Source organism: Stenotrophomonas sp. 107298_Sma (genome assembly GCF_056480345.1).
Map to the genome: position 1 here is coordinate 1,190,159 of NZ_CM151094.1, position 20,572 is coordinate 1,210,730.

Here is a 20,572-nt window from a genome sequence, read left to right on the forward strand (position 1 = left end):
CGCTGCCTGCGCAGCGGGTTTCCGATGGGTCGTTGCCGGCCAGCGGCCGGCACTACCCGGTCGTGGTCAGAACTTGTAGTTCACGCCCAGCATGTAGGTGCGGCCCCATTCGATGTATTCCAGCGGGCGGTCCTTGCTGCCGGCGTAGGTGCGGTACGGCTCGTTGGTCAGGTTGCTTCCCTGCAGCAGCAGGGTCAGGCCGCGCAGGGTGCTGCTGTCGCTGAAGGTGTAGCTGACCTGGGCATCGGTCACGTTCTCGCCCACCACGTAGCGCAGGGTGCGGTTACCGTTGAAGTTGCCGATCTCGCCGATGAAGTCCGAACGGCGGCGCTGGCTCACGCGTGCTTCAAAGCCACTGCGCTCGTAGTAGGCAGTGAAGTTGTACACGCGCTTGGACAGGCCGGGCAGGCTGATCGGGTCGGTGCCCACGCTGGACGCGCTTTCCGGATCCAGGATCTGGATGTCGCTCTTGTTGAAGGTCGCGCTGGCCTGCACGCCGAAGCCACGCAGGCTGTCGGTCAGCATTTCCAGCGGGAACGACGCGGTCAGCTCCAGGCCCTTCAGGGTGCCGCCCTTGCCGTTCACCGGGGTCGAGAAGGTGCCGGTCGGCAGCACCGGCACCACCATGCCCGGCGGCGGCACATAGTTGCCCAGCAGGCCGGTGAAGTCGTAGTTGTCCACCGACTGGGTGTAGACGTAGCTCTTCAGGTCCTTGTAGAAGATCGCGGCGGCCACGTAGGCCTTCTCGCCGAAGTACTTCTCGTAGGACAGGTCCAGCGCGGTGGCACGCCACGGATCCAGCAGGGGGTTGCCGCCACTGCCGCCAGGGCGGCCGGTACCGGTATCCACGCCGAACTCCAGGCCCGCGCGCATCTGGTCCACGCGCGGGCGCGCGACCTGCTTGGCTGCAGCAAAACGCAGGGTCTGCTCATGCGGGAACATGAAGGCCAGGTTCAAGCTGGGCAGCCAGTCGTTGTACTTGCGGCCGTCCGAGTAGGGCTGGATGTTGTTGCCGGCCGCCTGCGAGCTGTCCCAATAGCGCGAGTCCGAGCTCTGGTCGGTGTGCTGCATCTGCACGCCGATATTGCCGCGTACGCCCACCACACCGATATCGGTGTTGATGTTCAGGCGCGCCCAGGCGGTGGTGATCTTTTCCTGCACCGTCCACGACTTGGGAATCAGGTAGTCCAGGTTGTCGACCGGATTGAAGGTCATGTAGCGACCGACCGCGCCAGGCACGTTCCAGGCCGGGATGGTGCCCAGGCCGGCGAAGCCGAGGTTGACCGGGCGGTACTGCAGATCCGATGCGATGTTGGCATCGCCCTGCGCGCCGAGCAGGATGTTGCCTTCGGACTGGGTCTTCACCTTGCGGCGGTCGGCATAGTTCACGCCGATATCCAGATCCGGTGCCCACGACGCCATTGCTTCGGGCAGGGCGATGGTCGCGGCCAGCTTGCCGCCCTTCAGGCGGTCTTCCACCTTCGGCACCTTGCCGTAACCAGAACCGTAGATGGTGTTGGTCAGGAACAGCGCGTCCGGGTTGGAGTAGTTCAGGCCCGGGCTGATCTGCGAGAAGCCATCCTGGCGGAACTGCACACCGACCGTATCCAGCTGCGGCATCGGGGTCAGCTGCAGGTTGTTTTCCAGGTTCAGTTCGTCGCGGGTGGCCTTGGAATAGTTCAGGTCGGCGACCAGCTTGACGCTGCCGAAGGTGAACTCGTTGTTCCAGCCGAACGCATCGATCTTGTCCTTGCGCTTGTTGTACATGCCGCGCACCAGCGGGTACACGCCACTGGCGGTGCCACCGGTGAAGGTGCCATTGGCATTGACCTGCGGGTTGCTGACCAGCAGGCCCGGGGTGTAGTTGCCGTTGTAGTTGCTGAGGTTGAGCTCGAACTGGTTGGCGGTGTCGATCTGCTCTGCTTCGGTATGGAACGCATCGAAGGTGCTGGTCCAGCTGTTGTTCGGCCGGAACTGGATCGTGGCCATCACACCGTCGCGCTTGTTGTTACCGGTGCGGCGCAGTGCCTTGATGCCATCGGTGAAGTAGGTGCCAGCGGCAACGCCGGGGCGGTTGCCGTTGGTGGTGTGCTCGGTGGTCCACGGCTCGTACAGGCCCACCTGGTTTTCCTGGATCGGCATGTCGCTGTGCGCGTAGCCGATGGCAATGCCGAGGGTCTTGTCCAGGAACTGGTCGATGTAGCTGGCGCTGAAGCGGTTGCCGTACGGGTCGGTGTCGGCGGCGCGGCCCAATGAACTCTTCTGGTAGCGGCCGCTGACGGCGATGACGCGGTCGGGGAAGCTGAGCGGACGTGCGGTCTGCATGTCGATGGTGCCCGACAGGCCCTGGCCGACCAGCGCCGCGTCGGGGGTCTTGTAGACGGTCACGCCGTTGACCAGCTCGGATGGGTACTGGTCGAACTCGACACCGCGGTTGTCGCCGGTGCTGACCACTTCGCGACCATTGAGCAGCGTGGTGGCGAAGTCGGGTGACAGGCCACGCACGCTGATCACCTGCGCACGGCCGGCAACGCGCTGGGCGGCCAGGCCTGGCAGGCGCGAGATCGATTCGGCGATGCTGACGTCGGGCAGTTTGCCGATGTCTTCGGCGGAGATCGCTTCGACCACCGAGGTGGCGTCCTGCTTGATCGCGATCGCGTTCTCGATGCCGCGGCGAATGCCGGTGACCTGCACCGTATCCAGGTTGGTGGCGGCGGTGGCGGCCGGCGTGGTGGTGTTCTGCGTGGACTGTGCCGACGCCAGCGTCGGCGCCAGGACAACGGCCAGCGCGATGCTCAGCGCGCTGCGCTTGTGGTTCAACATTTTCCCCTCCCAGGCAATGTTGCAGATCGATTCGTGAACGTCCCGGAGTGACCGTGGACGTGCGACGCGGTGGCCGCTGTCGTCGCCGCTATGGTAGGCAGCGCATTCTTCGCGGGAATCACCCTGCATACGTATTCAATGGCGTTTGCAGGGTTGTAATCGCTTTCAGGTCCTGTTTGCGGTAGTGCCGGCCGCTGGCCGGCACTAGCGTTCCATTCAGAGCGGCGTGAACCGGATCGCCTGGCCACCGCCCGGCGCCAGCACCAGGGTCAGTGCATCGGCGCTGGTCACCTCGCGTGTTTCGCGCTTGAACGCGAACGGATTGCTGCGGAAATCAGCGCCGTCGCCATCGCGGTAGATTTCGGCGCGGTAGCGCACGCCCGGTTCCAGGAAGCCCAGCGATACCGGCAGCACGCGGCCGTGTTCATCGGTGATGCTGCCGAGGAACCAGTCACGGCTGTTGCGGTCGCGGCGCACGATCGTCACGTAGTCGCCCACTTCGCCATTGAGCACGCGGCTCTGCTCCCAGTCCACTGCCACGTCCTCGATGAAGCGGAACGCCTCGCGGTGCTGCAGGTAGTGATCGGGCAGGTCGGCGGCCATCTGGATCGGGCTGTACAGCACCACGTACAGCGCCAGCTGGCGGGCCAACGTACTGGGAATGGCCTGGCCGTGGCGGCCCTTCAGGCTGAGGATGCCGGGGGTGTAGTCCATCGGCCCGGCCAGCATACGGGTGAACACCAGGTTGACCTCGTGTTCCGGCGGATTCGGTGGCTGGCCCCAGGCGTTGTACTCCATGCCGCGCGCGCCTTCGCGCGAGATCCAGTTCGGGTAGGTGCGACGCAGGCCGGTGTCCTTGATCGGCTCGTGCGGGTTCACCGACAGGTGCCGCTGTGCGGCTTCCTGCACCACCTTCAGATGGTGGCGGGCCATGAACTGGCCGTCGTGCCACTCGCGCCACAGCGGGCCGCCGGACGGATTGCGGCGGTCGATCTGGCCGTCATCGCAGACGTAGCCGGTCTTGAACTGGTCAATGCCCAGCCGCGCATACAGGTCCAGCGCGGCGCCCAGCTGGTCCTCGTAGTGCTCGATGGCGCAGCCGGTTTCGTGGTGGCCGATCAGGTGCACGCCCTTCTTCAGGCCGTAGGCGGACAGCGCCTCGATATCGAAATCGGGCGTGGCGCGGGTGAAGTCGAAGTCGTAGCCGTTGCCCACCCACATACCGTCCCAGCCGGGATTCCAGCCTTCCACCAGCACGCCGCGGAAGCCGTGTGCGGCGGCGAAGTCGATCACCTTCTTCGTCTTGGCGGTGGTGGCGGCATGCTTCGGGCCGGTCGCCCAGCTCTCGTTGTCCAGGTGCATCGACCACCACACGCCCAGGTACTTGGCCGGCTTCACCCAGCTCACGTCGCCCAGCGCATTGGGCTCATTGAGGTTGAGGATCAGGTCCGACTCGACCAGGCCACCTGCACGGTCGGCGATCTGCAGGGTGCGCCACGGCGTGGCGAAGGGCAGGGCGCGGCGCACCTTCCAGCCTTCGGCCGAGGGCGACAGCTGGGCGCGCAGGCGCTGGCCCTCGGTGCGGCGCAGCCACATGCCCGCGTAGTCGACCAGTGCCGCCTCATGGATGGCCACGTGCAGGCCGTCGTGGCTGCGCAGGGTCATCGGCGTGTGCACGAGCGGCACTTCGCGCAGCGGGGTGCGCTGGTACAGGTATTCATAGTGGATCGGTTCCCCGGCAGGGATCCACCACGCGGTGGAATCCTGTGCGATGGCGAACTCGGTCAGCTCGTCATCGATGGTCGCCTCGCGCAGGTTCGGCTGCTCAGGGAATATGTAGCGGAAGCCGAGGCCATCGTCGTACACGCGGAACACCACATCCAGCCGGCGCTTGCTGCCGGTGGTCTCGGCCAGCTGCACGGTCAGCTCGTTGAAGTGGTTGCGGGTGGCCCGGCGTTCGCCCCAAGGCTGCTCCCAGGTGTCATCGAGGCTGCGCCGCTGCTGGCCGAGCAGTGCGAAATCACGGTCCAGCCGGCCGTCGCGCAGGGCGAAGCCAAGCTTCGAATCCTCCACCACGACCTCACCGAAGCGCTCGACGCGATAGCGCGCGGTGCCACCGTCCAGCACCAGACTGACCTTGAGCACCTTTCCCGGTGATTCGACGCTGGCCACCTGCGGCGCGGCATGTGCCAGCGCGGCCAGGCCCAGCAGGGCCAGTCCGAGCACATGCGCGAACACCGCGCGTACAGCAGTGGGTGACATCGGCATTTCCCCTCCCAAGGCGCCGTTGGCAGACCGGGACCATAAGCCAGCACGGCAGGCCCGCTACCGCGCAACGCCATGAATACGTATGCAGCTGGACGCAGCCGACAGCCCCGCGTCTACCATGGGGCCAAGGCACCTTGAGGGAGGGGCCGCGCCCGCACGCCGGCAACGGCAGTGCGGACCCACAACGGTGCAGAGAGGGAGGGAGGTCGACGGGCGCAAGCCGGTCTGCCGCTTCGATGCTGAAGATCATTTGCCTGACCGCTGCCCTGGGGGCAGCGCTGGGGACGACCGCGCACGCGGCCGACCTGACATTCGACGGCCGCCAGGCGCGCGCCGAAGCCGCTGCCAACGGCAGCTTCGTGCTGCACGCGCCCAAGAGTGAGGTGCGCATTGCGCCCATGCCGATGCGCAGCCAGACCGGCAGCGTGATGTTCGATGCGTTGTTCGCGCTGGCCCAGCAGGAGATGGACCAGGACCGCGTGGATGCGATCCGCGATCCTGCATTCGATGAGGGCAGGCCGGTGCCGTGCGAGTGCTTCCAGACTGGTGCGCGCTGGCCCTATGTGTGGACCCGTGATGTCAGCTTCGCCGCCGATCTGGCGCTGGCGCGGCTGGACCCGCAGCGCACGCGGCAGTCGCTGCAGTTCAAGCTGTCGGCGGCGCGCGATGGGCACACGCCCGGCCTGTTCGTCGCGCAGGACACCGGTTCCGGCGGCAGCTGGCCGATCAGCAGCGACCGCGTGGTGTGGTTCCTGGCGGCGCGCCACCTGCTGGATGATCGCGCGTTTGCCGACCAGGTCTGGCAAGCGCTGCAGGGTACGCTGGCGCAGGACCGCGCGATGGTGTTCGACGCGCAGATGGGCCTGTATCGCGGCGAGACCTCGTTCCTGGACTGGCGTGAGCAGACCTATCCGGACTGGACCCGCGAGGACGTGCGCTTCATCGGCGACTCCTATGCGCTGTCCACCAACGTGCTGCACTACCAGGCGCTGCGCCTGGCCGAACGCCTGGCCGGCCAGCATGGCGATGGCCGCGCGGCCGACTACAAGGCGTGGGCCGATGCGCTGGCGCAGCAGATCGATGCGCGCTTCTGGCGCGAGGACATGGGCCAGTACATGAGCTACATCGGTGAAGCCGCGCACCCGGTGCCCTATGCCAAGGTTGATCTGCTCGGCCTGTCGCTGGGCATCCTCGCCGAGGTGTTGCCGGGCGAGCGTGCGCGCCGTGCGCTGGCGGCCTACCCGGTGGGGCCGGCCGGCAGCCCGGTGGTCTGGCCGCAGGAGGCGCCGCAGCCGATCTACCACAATCGCGCGATCTGGCCGTTCGTCAGCGCGTACTCTCTGCGTGCGGCGCGGCAACTGGATGATGCACCACGCATCGCCGCCGAGATCCGCTCGTTGATGCAGGGCGCAGCGCTCGCCGGTTCCAACATGGAGAACTACGAGCTGGTCAGCCAGGCCGTGCATGTCGAGGAAGGTGGGCTGAGCGGCCCGGTGGTCAACTCCGAACGCCAGCTGTGGTCGGTGGCCGGCTATCTGTCGATGGTGCTCGAAGGTGTGTTTGGCGTGCAGGACGATGGCCACGTGCGGCCCAAGCTGCCGGCCGTGCTGGTGCCGGAGCTGTTCGGCACGCAGCGTCGCATCAGCCTGGACGCCGGTGGCAAGCACTACGTGCTGGAGCGCCCGCAGCAGCTGGGTGATGGCCTGCTGGTGGCGGGCAGGACGCTGACCCAAGGCAACACGACCACGGTGCAGCTGATGGCTGCCCCGTCCGCGACCGGCTTCGGTGGCACAACCGCCGACGCCAATGCGCGTGCGCCGGTAACGCCAACCACTCCGCAGGCCATACGCAATGGCGCTGGCTGGAGCGTGCCGGTCACGACTGGGCAGGTTCTGTGGAAGGACGGCAGGGTCGTCGCTGCCAGCAATGGCCAGGTGCACATCAGCGACGATGGCCTGCAGCACTGCTTCAGCCTGACCCGGCGCGAGGGTGCATTGGAATCACTGCACAGCCCGATGCTCTGCGTCGGTCCGCAGCAGGTGCTGAAGGGCGAGGAACGCTGGCAGTTCACCGCGGCCCAGGCCGGGCAGGTGCGCCTGCGCCTGCAGTACCGCAACGCGAACGGGCCGATCAACACCGGCGTGACCGCAGCGGTGAAGCAGTTGGTGCTGCAGTGCCCGGGCCAGCCGCTGCAGCGGCATACGGTCACCCTGCCGCACAGCGTGGCGGTGCAGGATTCGACCTCGGCAACGTTCGCGGTGCCCAAGGGGCGGTGCACGGTCACGCTTGAAGCTGGCTTCAACATGAGCGCGCTGCAGCACTTCGCGCACTACACCGGCGGCAAGGGCGGGCGTGATGGTGTGCTCAACCAGGCCCAGGTGCAGGCGCTGAAGGTGGCGCCGGTGGCGATGGAAGAGGGCGCACGATGAGTCGTCCCGCCAAACCGCAGCTGTCGTTCTGGCAGATCTGGAACATGTGTTTCGGTTTCCTCGGCATCCAGTTTGGCTTCGCCCTGCAGAACGCCAATGCCAGCCGCATCTTCGAGACCCTGGGCGCGGACATGGACGCGGTGCCGGGGCTGTGGATCGCTGCGCCGTTGACCGGCCTGCTGGTGCAGCCGGTGATCGGCTACCTGTCCGACCGCACCTGGACGCGCTGGGGCCGCCGCCGTCCGTTCTTCATGATCGGTGCGGTGCTGACCACACTGGCCCTGCTGGTGATGCCGAACTCGCCAACGCTGTGGATTGCCGCTGGCACGCTGTGGGTGCTGGACGCCTCCATCAATGTGTCGATGGAACCGTTCCGCGCCTTCGTCGGTGACCAGCTGGCGCCGCGCCAGCGTCCGGTCGGCTACGCGATGCAGAGCTTCTTCATCGGTATCGGTGCCATCGTCGCCAGCTTCCTGCCGTTCATCCTCGCCCACTTCGGCGTGGCCAACACCGCAGCTGCCGGCGAAGTGCCCGATACCGTGCGCTATGCGTTCTACTTCGGTGCGGTGGTGCTGCTGGCGGCGATCACCTGGACGGTGGTCAGCACCCGCGAGTACTCACCAACGGAGCTGGCTGGCTTCGACGATGCCGAGCCGCCGGCGCACCACGCAGGGACTGCCATCAGTGGCCCGGCGCCGTGGACGCAGGTGGCTCTGTGGCTGGGGCTCGGCGTGTTGCTGGCGCTGCTGATCGCCTGGCGGCAGGGCGACAAGATGCTGTACGTGCTGGCGGGCTTGTGTGCGGGTTACGGCTTGCTGCTTGCGCTCGCCCGTGCGCTGCCGGGCACACACATGCTGGCCGTCATCGTCGGCGACCTGCGCGCGATGCCGGTCACCATGCGCCGCCTGGCGTGGGTGCAGTTCTTCTCGTGGTTCGCGTTGTTCGCGATGTGGATCTACACCACCGCCGCGGTGGCCGGTACCCACTTCGGTTCGACCGATCCGCAGTCGGCAGCCTACAACGAGGGGGCCAACTGGGTGGGGGTGCTGTTCGGCGCCTACAACGGCTTCGCAGCGCTGGCCGCGGTGCTGATCCCGCCGATGGTGCGTGCGATCGGCCTGCGCTGGAGCCACCTGGTCAACCTGTGGCTGGGCGGCGCCGGCCTGGTCTCGCTGATGTTCATCCGCGACCCGCACTGGCTGCTGCTGTCGATGGTCGGCGTCGGCTTCGCCTGGGCGTCCATTCTTTCGCTGCCATACGCACTGCTGTCCGACAGCGTGCCGGCATCGAAGATGGGCGTGTACATGGGCATCTTCAATTTCTTCATCGTGATCCCGCAGCTGGTTGCGGCCAGCGCGCTCGGCTTTGCCCTGCGCGCCTGGCTGGGTGGCCAGCCGATGCATGTGCTGGTGCTGGGCGGCTGCAGCCTGTTCGTCGCCGGCCTGTGCGTGCTGCGGGTTCCGTCCCGTCCGGAGGTGGTGTGATGCGTGGTGCGCTGTCTGTTGCTGTTTCTCTGGTACTGCTGGCCGGCCATGCGACGGCCGCGCCACGCCCGGACTATGTGGGCACCACCGAGCCGTTCGCCAGCGATGCGGTGTACTTCGTGGTCACCGACCGCTTCGTCAACGGCGACCCGTCCAACGATCATCGCGACCAGGGCGGCAAGCACCGCACCTTCGATATCCCGGTGCCGTGCCCGGACAAGGTGGACGGAAACATCGGCTACCTCGGCGGTGATTTCCGCGGCGTGCTCGACAATGCGCAGTACATCCGCAACCTCGGCTTCGGCGCTGTATGGATCACGCCCATCGTCGACAACCCGGACGAAGCGTTCACCGGCAGCAAGCCGATCAGCTGTACCAGCACGCTGACCGATCGTGGCAAGACCGGCTACCACGGCTACTGGGGCATCAACTTCTACACGCTGGACGAGCACCTGCCCAGCCGCGACCTGGACTTCGCCGGGTTGACCAAGGGCCTGCACGGCGCCGGCCTGAAGGTAGTGCTGGACATCGTCGGCAACCATGGTTCGCCGGCCTGGACCATGCCCAAGCGGCAGCCGCAGTTCGGCCAGATCTTCGCCAAGGACGGCACACTGATCGCCGATCACCAGAATCTGCCACCGCAGAAACTGGATCCGAAGCACAACCCGCTGCACGCGTTCTACAACAACATCGGTCCGGTCGACAGCAAGGACGGCTCGATCTTCGATGGCAACCTGGCTGAACTGTCCGACTTCAACCAGGACAATCCGGCGGTGATGGATTATCTGGTGGGCGCCTACCTGCAGTGGACTGCACAGGGGGTGGATGCGCTGCGCATCGATACCATCGGCTGGCTGCCGCATCCGTGGTGGCATGAGTTCGTCAACCGCATCCGCGCGCAGCACCCGGGCATGTTCATGTTCGGCGAGGCGTTCGACTACAACGCGGCGAGCATCGCCGAACACACCTGGCCGTCCAATGCCAACGTAAGCGTGCTGGATTTCCCGTTGCGCGGCGCGCTGGAACAGACCTTCGGCACCGCAGGCAAGGGCTTTGAAACCCTGGCCGAGCCGCTGCACCTGACCGGCGGCCCGTACGCCAATCCGTACGAGCTGATGAGCTTCTACGACAACCACGACATGCCACGCCTACAGGCCAGCGACAGCGGCTTCATCGATGCGCACAACTGGCTGTTCACTGCGCGCGGCATTCCGGTGGTCTATTACGGCTCGGAGACCGGCTTCATGCGGGGCCGCGCCGAGCACGCTGGCAACCGTGCCTACTTCGGCCAGCCGCGCGTGGACGCTGCGCCGCAGAGCCCGATCTTCGCGCCGCTGCAGCGCATCGCCAAACTGCGCGAAGCCATCCCGGCCCTGCAGCGCGGCCTGCAGGTGAACGAACGCCTCAAGGGCGATGAGGCGGTGTTCTTCCGCGTGCTGCAGCATGGTGATGTAGCGCAGACCGCGCTGGTGCTGCTGAACAAAGGTGACCAGGCAAGGACCTTCACCGTGGCGCGTTTCGTCCAGAACGGCCACTGGCGCGACGCGCTGGAGGGCGGTTCATTGCGGGTGGACGGCTCGCTGAAGGCGGAAGTGCCGGCGCACGGGGTGAAGGTCTACGTGCTGGATGCCGCCGTGCAGCAGCCGGCGCTGCAGGCCGAGCTGGACAAGGCGATGGCCGACCAGCAGGCTCGGGACCTGCGGCTGGGGCGGTAGTGCCGGCCGCTGGCCGGCAACCCCGGATTCCTGGCACCTGCCTACCGCTCTGGTGGGTGCCAACCTTGGTTGGCACGCTTTTCGAGCAGTCGAGCAAGCTCGACTCTACAATAGGCGCCCCTCACGCCCCGCAGTATCGCCATGACCGACCTCGCCCCGCAGACCCCGATCGAAACCCTGCTGAAGGCGGCGATGGACGGGGCGGTGCCGATCCGCGCCTTCATGGCGGCCTTCGTCGCCTCCGAGGTGGTGCTGCTGACCGGCAGCCTGATCACCCCTGACGGCAGTGGCTTCGACCCGCTGCTGTTCGACAAGCAGGGCACCCTGCATGTGGCCGTGTTCACTGATCCGTCGCGGGTGGGCATCTACAGCCAGCAGGCCGAACACCAGATCCGCTGGCTGACGCTGGACGTGCTGCGCCGGGTGCCCAGCGGCTACGGTGTCGTGATCAACCCGGGTACGCCTCTGGGCTTCGAGATCTCGCCCAGTGGCGTTGGCGAGATCCTGAAGGACTTCGCCCAGGGCTGAGCCGTCGCCGTGCTGTTTGCAGAGTCGAGCATGGCTCGACGCTGCAGAAGGCTTCCCTTCGAGCGCCGTCCGTGATCCCCTTGGATGACATTGGGATAGAGGCATTGCCATGGAATTCAGGGTATTAACCGCCGACGCACCGGAACGGCAGCAGTTGGCCCGGTGGTACCACGCGGAATGGGGCCAGGACGCCGGTCTGTCGCTTGAACAGGAACTGGAGCGGCTGAATCCGCCGCAGGATGCCGAAGGCTTTCCGCACCTGATCGCCGCCTTCGATGACGGTCAGGTGGTCGGCGCGGTGCAGCTCAAGCGCAGGGAGATGCCGGCTTTCCCGCAATACGAGCATTGGCTGGGCAGCGTGTTCGTGGCCGATAGTCATCGCGGGCGTGGGCTGGCTGGCGCGCTGGTGGAACAGGCCGCGGCGCAGGCGGTGCGGATGGGCGTTTCCGACCTGTATCTGCAGACCGAAGCGCTGGATGGCGGCCTGTACGCTCGGTTGGGCTGGAAGCCCCTGCAGGAAGCTGACAGCCATGGCCATCGCGTGCTGGTGATGGTGCGCAGGGTGGCTGCATGAATGCCCCCGCACCTCGCCATTCCCGGTCGGCCCTGATCTTCCTGATCGCGGCCATCGCCGCCGCGCTGGTGGCCATGCCCTTGCTGCGCGCGGTGGGCATTGTGCAGTGGCCGGTGTTCGTCATCGCCTGGCTGATCAACCTGGGCGCGGCGTGGCATCTGGCGCAGTGGGCGCGCCAGCAGGGCCGTTCGGCCTGGGCCTTCGGGGTACCGGCGGTGCTCGGCACCGTCGCTTCGATCGTGGTCTATGTGCTGCTTGCGTTGCTGGGGCCGAAGGCCACGGTGCGCTGAAAGCGCTGTGCCGAGCATGGCTCGGCACTACATGCGCCATGCGGAGCGCCGACGCAACCGCCGGCGCTCCATTACTTCACAGCGTCACCTTGCGCCGGTTGTCATCGCTCACCCGGTCGATCAGCTTGTTGTACGGATCGAAGCCCGCTTCATCCGGCTTTTCATCCACGGTCACCGTGATCTTCGGCGCGGCGCTGGTGATGTGGTGGCGCTGCAGATACAGCACCTTCTGGTCGCGTTCCTTGCCCGAAGGCCCGTTGGCAAACACGCCGATCTCGACCCAGTCATCCATCTTCCCGTCGCTCTCCTTACCCTTGCCATCGGCGTACTGCTTTGCGGCGTGCAGGTCCAGGGTCACGTCGTAGCGGCCGTCATCGCGCTTGCGCGCGCTGGCGGCCAGCACCCGGTTGTCATAGAAGCTGATCTTCTCGAACAGGTCGGTGACCAGCTGCTGGCGATCAGCCGGGGTCTCGGCACGGATGTAGCCCAGCAGTTCGCGTGAGGTGGTGTACGGGGGTTGCTGGTAGCCCTTGTCCTGCAGGAAGCGCTTCAGGGCGCGGTTCAGGGCCTGCTCGCCGATCTCCTCGCGCAGCCGGTAGAACACCAGCGAACCCTTCTGGTAGTGGATGTACTGCTGGTTTTCCACGCGCTCCAGCGGCTGCTCCTCAATGGCCTCGCCACCGCGGCCAGACAGGTAGCCGTCCAGCTCGCGCTTGAGGAACTGGCGCATGTGCTGGCGGCCGTACTCCTGCTCCATCACCATCAGCGCCGAATACTGCGACAGCGACTCGGACAGGACCGTGGCGCCCTGCACATTGGCACCGATCACCTGGTGCGCCCACCACTGGTGTGCGATCTCGTGCGCAGTCACGTAGAACACATAGTCCACCTTGTCCGGGTCACGCAGGTCGGCGATGAAGCCGATGGCCTCGGAGTAGGGGATGGTATTGGCGAACGACTGCGCGAAGCGGGCATAGCCCGGGAACTCGATGATGCGCACCTGCCGGTGCTGGTAGGGCGTGAAGTTCGCTTCGTAGTAGGCCAGCGATTTCTGTACCGCTTCGATCATCCGGTCCACGTTGTAGCCGTGCGCCGGGTCGAAGTAGACCTCGATCGGGATGTCCTTGTACTTCGCCTTGCGTACCTCCCAGCGTGCCGACAGGTAGGCGTAGAAGTTCAGCATCGGGCGGTCCATCGCGTAGCTGAAGCAACGCCGGCCGTTCACCGTGGTCTCGTGCTGCAGGTAGCCCGGGGCAAGCGCCACCTGGTCCGGCGCCGTGCAGACCGTGGTACGGAAGTCGAGCCAGTCGGCATCGTTGGAGATGTAGGTGTTGGCACGCGCGGCTTCGTCTTCCAGCTTGGGCATGCGCCGCGGCTCACCCAGGTCACGCTTGCGCCGCTCGTTGCGGTCGCTGATCTCCGCACCTTCGTTGTAGCCGAAGGAGGGCAGCACGCGGCTGTTGAAGAACGTGCCGTTGTCCACGATGTTGCTCGGTGCCTGGCCGGCGGTAATGCCGTTGGGCTTCTGCACCACCCGGAAATGGACGTTGCGGCTTTCACCCGGCTTCAGTGGCGTGGCCAGACGGTAGATGCGGTAGCCGAGGTCAGCGTCGTGCATCGCCAGGGTCTGCCCGCCCAGATCGACCGCGACCAGCTGCTTGTCATCCCCCATCGATACATGCACGTCCTGGATCGGCGTGGCGTGGGTGTTGCGCACCGTCCAGTTCGCATCGATCACCATCGACTGCGATTCCGGAAACAGGTCCACGCGGTTGTCCACCGCCACGATGCGTGGTTGCGGCAGATTGCGGTACTTCGACAGCTCGCGCTCGTAGCGGGCCTGCAGGTCCAGCTGCTGGTCGGGCGAGAGGAACTCGTTGCGGATGTTGGTGCTCCAGTACAGCCAGCCACCCACACCGATGAAGGCCAGTGCCGCCAGTGCTGCGAAGGCGCCGGTCGGACCGCGCAGGCGACGACCGGCCAGGGCCAGACGCTGGCGCAAGCCCTGGCTGACACCGCGTACCCAGAACGCCGAGGCCAGGCACATCAATGTCAGCAGGAACAGCGCCCAGTAACCCTGGAACGCCAGCTGTCCGGTCAGGAAGTGGCCGTAGCCGTTCATGTCCGAATAGGGCGCGTTGGGCCAACTGCCAAAGTTGTACAGGTTCTGCGTGTAGTCGAGCAGGCCGAGCACACCCTGGCCGATCATCACCACGATCAGCAATGCGTAACCGACGAACTTGTTGTTGGTGAGCACCTGCAGCACCAGCGCCAGGCCGCCCATCAGGATGTAGACCACCGAATCCAGCGCCAGGCTGCGCAGGTACAGCAGCGGCTCCAGATGCGTGTAGCCCTTGGCCAGCTGCACGCTCATCGCGGCCAGCGCGCCGGCTGCCTGGAAGCAGACGATCACTGCCAGCAGGGCAGTGAACTTGGCCAGCAGCGGCACCCAGTTCGGCACCGGCATGGCATCGGTTACTTCGTTGATGCGCGCACTGCGTTCCTTCCAGACCAGTTCACCGGCGAAGAACAGCACGATGATCACCAGCAGCCAGCTGAAGGCACCCTGCAGGCCCATGATCATCTGCGAGGTGACCGGCCAGATCGAGGTGCCGTACAGCGTCTGCCGGAACAGCGCGCTGGGCAGGAAGTTGGCCAGGCCCAGTACCAGCAGCACGATGAACGGCACGCTGCGCAACACGCCACGTGTATCGAAGCGGACCTGGCGCAGGAACTGCTGCCACGCCGTGGTGGCGGTGAACGCCGGTACCACGCGCGGCAGTGTTGCACGGGTCGGGCGGACCGCACTGGCATCGGCAACCGGCTGCGCCTGCCTGCGGCCCCATCGACGACGGCCACTGCCGCTGCGTTCGGTGCGGAACAGTGCGAAGGTAGCGGCGAACAGCGCGGCGGCCACACCCAGCCACAGAGCGCGGTTGGCCAGCAGGTAGCCGGCCAACTCGGGAATTCCGCTGTTGCGTTCGGCGGTGGACCAGTAGCGGATCGTGCGGCTGAGCGCACGCATGCCCAGCGGCTCGCTCAGCACTGCGATCCACGTGTTGTCGATGTCGCGCAGCAGGGCCGCGCTGGCGCCGTACAGCACCAGGTAGGCCACCAGCCCGATGTACACCCACAGGATCGAACGGGTCAGCGCTGCCAGCAGCGACAGCAGTGCGGTGGTGAACAACAGGTTCGGGATGACGATGACCGCGAAGGTCCAGGCATAGCCCTGCCAGCTGATCGGGCCCATGCGTTCGGGATCGATCCACGGCATGAACGGCGCCAGCCACAGGCCAAACGCAATCACGATGTAGACCAGCAAGCCGGCGGCCAGGGCGGCAGCGATGCGCCCAGCCAGGTAGTCGCGGCGCTTCACCGGGCTGGCGAAGATCAGCTCGGCTGTGCCGAGCTCGAAGTCACGCAGCAGCGCGTTGCTGACGAACAGGGCGGTGACCAGCATGCCGAGCAGGGTGAAGATGCCCAGCATCTGCGCGATCACGGTGGGCGCGTTGCTGTGTACGTTGCCGCTGCCGCCACCGATCTGCACGGCGTCGCTGGAGGCAGCGGCGAAGGCGAGCAGGGCGAACAGGCCGGCCAGCAGCCACAGCAGGGGAGAACGCAGCTGCTCGCGCAGCTCGAAGCGGAAAAAGTTGAGGATCATGGCGTGCTCCGCTCAGGCTGCCGCGCGGGCACGGGCCTGCAGGCGCAGGCGCTGGAAGTACACGTCCTCGAGGTCGGGAGCCACCGCCGCGAAGCCGTCGCCGGGATCGTTGGCACTGTGCACGTGGATCACCGGGCGGCCACCGACCAGACGGGTCGACAGCACTACGTAGCGTGCTTCATGGTCGGCCAGTTCCGAAGGATCGACCTGCTTGCGCCAGACCTGCTGCTGCAGAGCATCGATGGCTTCGGCGGGGCGCCCGGTCAGCAGCACCTGGCCCTTGTTCATGATCGCCATGGTGGGGCACAGGTCGGTCACGTCCTCGACGATGTGGGTGGACAGGATCACCGCCACGTTCTCGCCGATGGCTGCCAGCAGGTTGAGGAAGCGATTGCGTTCCTCGGGGTCGAGGCCGGCGGTGGGCTCGTCGACGATCACCAGCCGCGGGTCGCCGAGCAGTGCCTGGGCAATGCCGAAGCGCTGGCGCATGCCGCCGGAGTACGTGCCGAGCTTGCGCTTGCGCGCGTCCCACAGATTCACCTGCTGCAGCAGACCATCGACCACCTCGCGGCGCTGCGCGCGCTGGGTCAGCCCCTTGAGCACCGCGAAATGTTCCAGCAGGTCCAGCGCGCTGACCTTCGGGTACACGCCGAAATCCTGCGGCAGGTAGCCCAGCCGGCGGCGCACCGCGTCCTTGTCGCGCAGTACGTCGATCGGCGCTTCGCCGGGAATGGTGAGGATGGCCGAACCGCTGTCGGCCTCCTGCAGGGTGGACAGCGTACGCATCAGCGAAGACTTGCCGGCGCCGTTCGGCCCGAGCAGGCCGAACATGCCGCGCGGGATGTCCAGGCTGACATTGTTGAGAGCGTGCACGCCGTTGGCGTACGTCTTGGACAGCGAATCGATCTTCAGCATGCGACGTACACCTTTCCGTGTGTGATCGCGCTGTTTATCACCCGCAACCGGGCTGCCGTCATGCGCCGTTGGTCATGGTGCCGTGCGGGTAGCAGGTGAGGGCGCCCCACCGTTGAAGGCGCGACAGGGGCGGCTTCCAGTGCGTGGGCCTTCGCCAAGGCGGCAGGGGGCCAGCCTGTGAAGTCTTCCTGAATGCGTTGGGAAAGGTCGGCCGGATCACACAGGACGTCGACAGGGGCATCGATAGTCTTTGCGCCTCTCAGGGCCATTGCCATGCAGGCGTACATGCGGACTGTTACCGGAGTAGAGGGACTGGACAGCATTCTTGGCGGCGGACTTCCGCAGGCGCGGCTGTATCTGCTGGAAGGGCCACCGGGTTCCGGCAAGACCACGTTGTCGCTTCAGTTCCTGCTGGAAGGCCTGCGGCGCGGCGAACGCTGCCTGTACATCACGTTGTCCGAGACCGCCGAGGAACTGCGCGAAGTCGCCGCTGCCCATGGCTGGTCGCTGGATGGCCTGCACCTGTTCGAACTGGGATCGGCTGAAGGCGCAATGGGCAACGGTCGCCTGCAGTCGGTGCTGCATTCGTGGGAAATGGAGCTGGACGAGACGGTCAATCTGATCATGTCCAAGGTGGACAGCATCGGGCCCACCCGCGTGGTGTTCGATTCGTTGTCCGAACTGCGCCTGCTGGCCCAGGACTCTCTGCGCTACCGGCGCCAGATCCTTGCGTTGAAGCAGTTCTTCGCGCCCAAGAGCGCTACGGTGATCCTGGTCGATGACCTGACCTCTACCGGCGAAGAGCGCGATGGGCAGTTGCACAGCCTGTGCCACGGCGTGCTGTCGCTGGAACGCCTGACCCTGGATTTCGGCCCGGCCCGGCGCCGCATGCAGGTACAGAAGCTGCGCGGCGTGGATTTCATTGCGGGCTACCACGATATGGTGATCCGTCGTGGAGGACTCGAGATTTTCCCCCGCTTGATCGCCTCCGAGCACCACGACCGGTTCGTGGGTTCGCCGGTGAGCAGTGGCGTCGACGAGATCGATCGCCTGCTGGGCGGGGGCCCCCTGCGCGGAACCTCGACCCTGTTGACCGGTCCCGCTGGCAGCGGCAAGACCAACGTCGCCCTGCAGTACGTGTGGGCGGCCTGCGAGCGTGGCGAACGCTGCTGCATCTTCGAATTCGACGAGCGGGTTGGTACCTTGCTGGCGCGTGCATCGGCACTGGACATCGACCTGGACAAGCATCTGCACTCGGGCCTGCTGGAGATCCTGCAGATGGATCCGGCCGAGGTGTCGCCGGGTGAGTTTTCCTGGAACCTGCGCAAGGCGGTCGAGCAGCGCAACTGCAGCGTGCTGGTGATCGACAGCCTGAATGGCTATGTCACGGCAATGCCACAGGAAAAGCAGCTGATGCTGCAGCTGCACGAGATGTTGTCCTATCTCAACCAGAAGGGTGTAGCGACGTTCCTGATCAATCCGCAGCATGGCCTGGTGGGCACCATGTCCACCGGCAGCCTCAATGTGTCCTACATCGCCGATGCGGTGGTGCTGTTCCGTTTCTTCGAGGCCAAGGGGCGCATCCGCAAAGCCGTTTCGGTAATCAAGAACCGCGGCGGTGCGCACGAAGACACCATCCGTGAGCTGAAGATCGACGGGCGTGGCATCACCGTCAGTGCGCCATTGGCAGACTTCCAGGGCATCCTGACCGGCACGCCCGAATTCGTGGGTGACAGCGCAGCGCTGCTGGGCCAGTCCGATGTCCGATAGGGACGAAGGCTGCACGGTCGTCCGCATCGTGGCGCCCTTCGGACGCGATGCCGACAGCATTGCCGCGGTACTGGAGGGGGTAGGGCTGGCAACGCGCATCGCCGGCAACCTGGAGGAGCTGGCCGAGCATCTGGATGATCGCACCGGCCTGGTGGTGGTGACCCAGGAAGCGTTGGTGCGCGGTGCCGACGGTATGCTGCCTGCATTGCAGCAGCAACCGGCCTGGTCGGATATTCCATTCATCCTGCTGCGCTCGGCGCGGTCGTACCGCCGTTCCACCCGCGAGGCACTGTTGCCAGCTTCGATCAACGTGGTGGAGATGGACCGGCCGCTTGGCAGCATGTCCCTGATCAGTGCCGTCCAGGGCGCACTGCGGGCCCGTGACAAGCAGTTCCTCGTGCGTGATCAGATGGCGGCATTGGCGGACGGGCGGGCCGCACTGTCCCGCAGTGAAACCGAGTTGCGCCTGATCGCCGATGCGATGCCGGTCCTGATCGCCTTTGTTGATCGTTCGATGTGCTTCCGTTTCGCCAACCGCGCCTATGAGACCTGGTTCGATCTCGCCACCGGCGAGGTGATCGGCAGGCACGTTCGCGAGGTGATCGGCGAATCCGTATGGCAGCAGCGCAGGGCGGCGATGGAGCGCGCGCTGGATGGCCAAGCGGCGCTCTTCGAGATCACCTGGCCCCATCCACTACGCGGCCGGCGCGACTGCGAAGTGCGTTACTCGCCGCGCACCGATACCGAGGGCCGGGTCGACGGATTCCACGTCTTCGTTACCGATATCACCGCCGCCAAGCTGGCCCTGAGCAACAGCCAGCAGCACGCACATGCACTGGAGGCCATGGTGGCCGAGCGCACGCGTGAGCTGGAAGCGCAGATGGCTGCACGCGAGGCCAGCGAGGCCGCCCTGCGGCAGTCGCAGAAGATGGAAGCGATCGGCCAGTTGACCGGTGGCATCGCGCACGATTTCAACAACATGTTGACTGGCATCCTGTCCGCGCTGGACATCGTGCGCCTGCGCCTGGACATGGGGCGGGTGGATGATCTGGAGCGTTTCCTGGATACGGCCACCACCTCGGCGCAGCGTGCCGCCGCATTGACCCAGCGCCTGCTCGCGTTCTCGCGCAGGCAGTCGCTGGACGCGCGGCCGGTGGAGATCAACACGTTGCTGGTATCGGTGCAGCACCTGTTGCACAGCACGATCGGGGAAACGGTGCGGCTGCGTACCGAAACCTGCCCGGTGCCGCTGCACGCCACGCTGGATGCCAACCAGTTCGAAAGTGCGGTGCTGAACCTGGCCATCAATGCACGCGACGCGATGCCTGATGGCGGCGAGCTGATCCTGCGCACTGCGGAAGCAGATGTGCATGCAGGCCAGTATCCGGCAGTGCCGGCAGGGCACTATGCGGTGGTGGCAGTCGCCGACACGGGCGCCGGCATGGCGCCGGAAGTGGTCGAGCGCGCATTCGAGCCTTTCTTCACCACCAAGCCCATCGGCAAGGGAACCGGGCTGGGCATGTCGATGGTGTATGGCTTCATGCAGCAGTCCGGTGGTCACATCGCGATCGAATCGCGCCTGGGTGAGGGCACCACCATTTCCCTGTTCATTCCACTGGTGGAGGCCGCGACCAGCGAAGCGGTGGCCGCTCAGGCCAAAGCCATCCGGCTCGGCGCTGGCCAGTCGATCCTGGTGGTCGAGGATGATGAGCAGGTGCGCATGCTGGTCACGGTGGTGCTCGAGGACCTGGGGTACCAGGCCCAGGTGGTGGGCGATGCGGACGCCGCGCTTCCGATCCTTACTTCGAACCAGTGCATCGATCTGTTGATCACTGACGTCGGCCTGCCTGGGCTCAATGGCCGCCAGCTCGCCGAAATAGCCCGTCACTCGCGGCCGACTTTGCCAGTGCTGTTCATGACCGGCTACGCGGAGAAGGCGCAGGAGCGCTCGTCCTTCCTCGATGCGGGCATGGCGATGATCGCCAAGCCGTTCCTGCTTGACGAGTTCAGCGCAGCGGTTCGCACCGCGATGCCTGAAACGGCAGGCGGCAATCCGTAGAGTCGGGCCTGCTCGACTGTTTTTGTGCAGCGCCGAGCCATGCTCGGCTGATCTTT

The 20,572-nt window shown here is 65.9% G+C and carries 12 protein-coding genes; 8 read left to right on the forward strand and 4 right to left on the reverse strand.

The window, feature by feature from the left end:
* Nucleotides 1-66: 66 nt before the first annotated feature.
* A complete protein-coding gene (locus ACZK2G_RS05705; protein ID WP_478474890.1) occupies nt 67-2,823 on the reverse strand; it encodes a TonB-dependent receptor in 2,757 nt (918 codons plus the stop codon).
* Between the two features lie 216 nt (nt 2,824-3,039).
* Nucleotides 3,040-5,091 (reverse strand): glycoside hydrolase family 97 protein, encoded by a 2,052-nt coding sequence (locus tag ACZK2G_RS05710; protein WP_295377371.1) that lies wholly within the window; start codon nt 5,089-5,091, stop codon nt 3,040-3,042.
* Between the two features lie 236 nt (nt 5,092-5,327).
* Here ACZK2G_RS05710 and ACZK2G_RS05715 point away from each other — a divergent pair, with 236 nt between their 5' ends.
* The 6 genes from ACZK2G_RS05715 (at nt 5,328) to ACZK2G_RS05740 (ending at nt 12,111) form a co-directional block, all read left to right on the forward strand.
* On the forward strand, nt 5,328-7,520 hold the full coding sequence (locus ACZK2G_RS05715) for a glucosidase family protein (protein ID WP_478474892.1): 2,193 nt from the start codon (nt 5,328-5,330) through the stop codon (nt 7,518-7,520).
* Nucleotides 7,517-9,004 (forward strand): MFS transporter, encoded by a 1,488-nt coding sequence (locus tag ACZK2G_RS05720; protein WP_046985694.1) that lies wholly within the window; start codon nt 7,517-7,519, stop codon nt 9,002-9,004. Before ACZK2G_RS05715 ends, ACZK2G_RS05720 begins: the two co-directional genes overlap by 4 nt.
* Nucleotides 9,004-10,719: an alpha-amylase family glycosyl hydrolase gene (locus tag ACZK2G_RS05725; protein ID WP_046985695.1), complete on the forward strand. Its 1,716-nt coding sequence runs from the start codon at nt 9,004-9,006 to the stop codon at nt 10,717-10,719. Before ACZK2G_RS05720 ends, ACZK2G_RS05725 begins: the two co-directional genes overlap by 1 nt.
* A 141-nt stretch (nt 10,720-10,860) precedes the next feature.
* Entirely contained in the window at nt 10,861-11,247 is a 387-nt protein-coding gene (locus tag ACZK2G_RS05730; protein ID WP_046985696.1) for an SseB family protein, read from the forward strand.
* A 109-nt stretch (nt 11,248-11,356) separates the two neighbouring features.
* The gene (locus ACZK2G_RS05735) at nt 11,357-11,821 is read left to right on the forward strand and encodes a GNAT family N-acetyltransferase (protein ID WP_046985697.1); all 465 of its coding nucleotides are present in this window, start codon (nt 11,357-11,359) and stop codon (nt 11,819-11,821) included.
* Entirely contained in the window at nt 11,818-12,111 is a 294-nt protein-coding gene (locus tag ACZK2G_RS05740) for a hypothetical protein (RefSeq protein ID WP_478474895.1), read from the forward strand. Before ACZK2G_RS05735 ends, ACZK2G_RS05740 begins: the two co-directional genes overlap by 4 nt.
* A gap of 76 nt (nt 12,112-12,187) precedes the next feature.
* Here the strand turns inward: ACZK2G_RS05740 and ACZK2G_RS05745 are convergent, their stop codons facing one another.
* Both ACZK2G_RS05745 and ACZK2G_RS05750 read right to left on the reverse strand, forming a co-directional pair.
* Nucleotides 12,188-15,772, reverse strand: a complete 3,585-nt coding sequence (locus ACZK2G_RS05745; protein ID WP_295377384.1) for an ABC transporter permease/M1 family aminopeptidase — start codon at nt 15,770-15,772, stop codon at nt 12,188-12,190.
* 12 nt (nt 15,773-15,784) lie between these two features.
* Entirely contained in the window at nt 15,785-16,687 is a 903-nt protein-coding gene (locus ACZK2G_RS05750) for an ABC transporter ATP-binding protein (RefSeq protein WP_004147722.1), read from the reverse strand.
* Nucleotides 16,688-16,960: 273 nt separating this feature from the next.
* Here ACZK2G_RS05750 and ACZK2G_RS05755 point away from each other — a divergent pair, with 273 nt between their 5' ends.
* Both ACZK2G_RS05755 and ACZK2G_RS05760 read left to right on the forward strand, forming a co-directional pair.
* Entirely contained in the window at nt 16,961-18,457 is a 1,497-nt protein-coding gene (locus ACZK2G_RS05755; protein WP_046985701.1) for an ATPase domain-containing protein, read from the forward strand.
* Nucleotides 18,447-20,516, forward strand: a complete 2,070-nt coding sequence (locus ACZK2G_RS05760) for a PAS domain-containing sensor histidine kinase (protein WP_046985702.1) — start codon at nt 18,447-18,449, stop codon at nt 20,514-20,516. Before ACZK2G_RS05755 ends, ACZK2G_RS05760 begins: the two co-directional genes overlap by 11 nt.
* Nucleotides 20,517-20,572: the final 56 nt, after the last annotated feature.

Bases quoted from the DNA above. Each gene is read 5' to 3' on its own strand.
- ACZK2G_RS05705 (WP_478474890.1), bottom strand. From the start codon at position 2,823: ATGTTGAACCACAAGCGCAGCGCGCTGAGCATCGCGCTGGCCGTTGTC.
- ACZK2G_RS05710 (WP_295377371.1), bottom strand. From the start codon at position 5,091: ATGCCGATGTCACCCACTGCTGTACGCGCGGTGTTCGCGCATGTGCTC.
- ACZK2G_RS05715 (WP_478474892.1), top strand. From the start codon at position 5,328: ATGCTGAAGATCATTTGCCTGACCGCTGCCCTGGGGGCAGCGCTGGGG.
- ACZK2G_RS05720 (WP_046985694.1), top strand. From the start codon at position 7,517: ATGAGTCGTCCCGCCAAACCGCAGCTGTCGTTCTGGCAGATCTGGAAC.
- ACZK2G_RS05725 (WP_046985695.1), top strand. From the start codon at position 9,004: ATGCGTGGTGCGCTGTCTGTTGCTGTTTCTCTGGTACTGCTGGCCGGC.
- ACZK2G_RS05730 (WP_046985696.1), top strand. From the start codon at position 10,861: ATGACCGACCTCGCCCCGCAGACCCCGATCGAAACCCTGCTGAAGGCG.
- ACZK2G_RS05735 (WP_046985697.1), top strand. From the start codon at position 11,357: ATGGAATTCAGGGTATTAACCGCCGACGCACCGGAACGGCAGCAGTTG.
- ACZK2G_RS05740 (WP_478474895.1), top strand. From the start codon at position 11,818: ATGAATGCCCCCGCACCTCGCCATTCCCGGTCGGCCCTGATCTTCCTG.
- ACZK2G_RS05745 (WP_295377384.1), bottom strand. From the start codon at position 15,772: ATGATCCTCAACTTTTTCCGCTTCGAGCTGCGCGAGCAGCTGCGTTCT.
- ACZK2G_RS05750 (WP_004147722.1), bottom strand. From the start codon at position 16,687: ATGCTGAAGATCGATTCGCTGTCCAAGACGTACGCCAACGGCGTGCAC.
- ACZK2G_RS05755 (WP_046985701.1), top strand. From the start codon at position 16,961: ATGCAGGCGTACATGCGGACTGTTACCGGAGTAGAGGGACTGGACAGC.
- ACZK2G_RS05760 (WP_046985702.1), top strand. From the start codon at position 18,447: ATGTCCGATAGGGACGAAGGCTGCACGGTCGTCCGCATCGTGGCGCCC.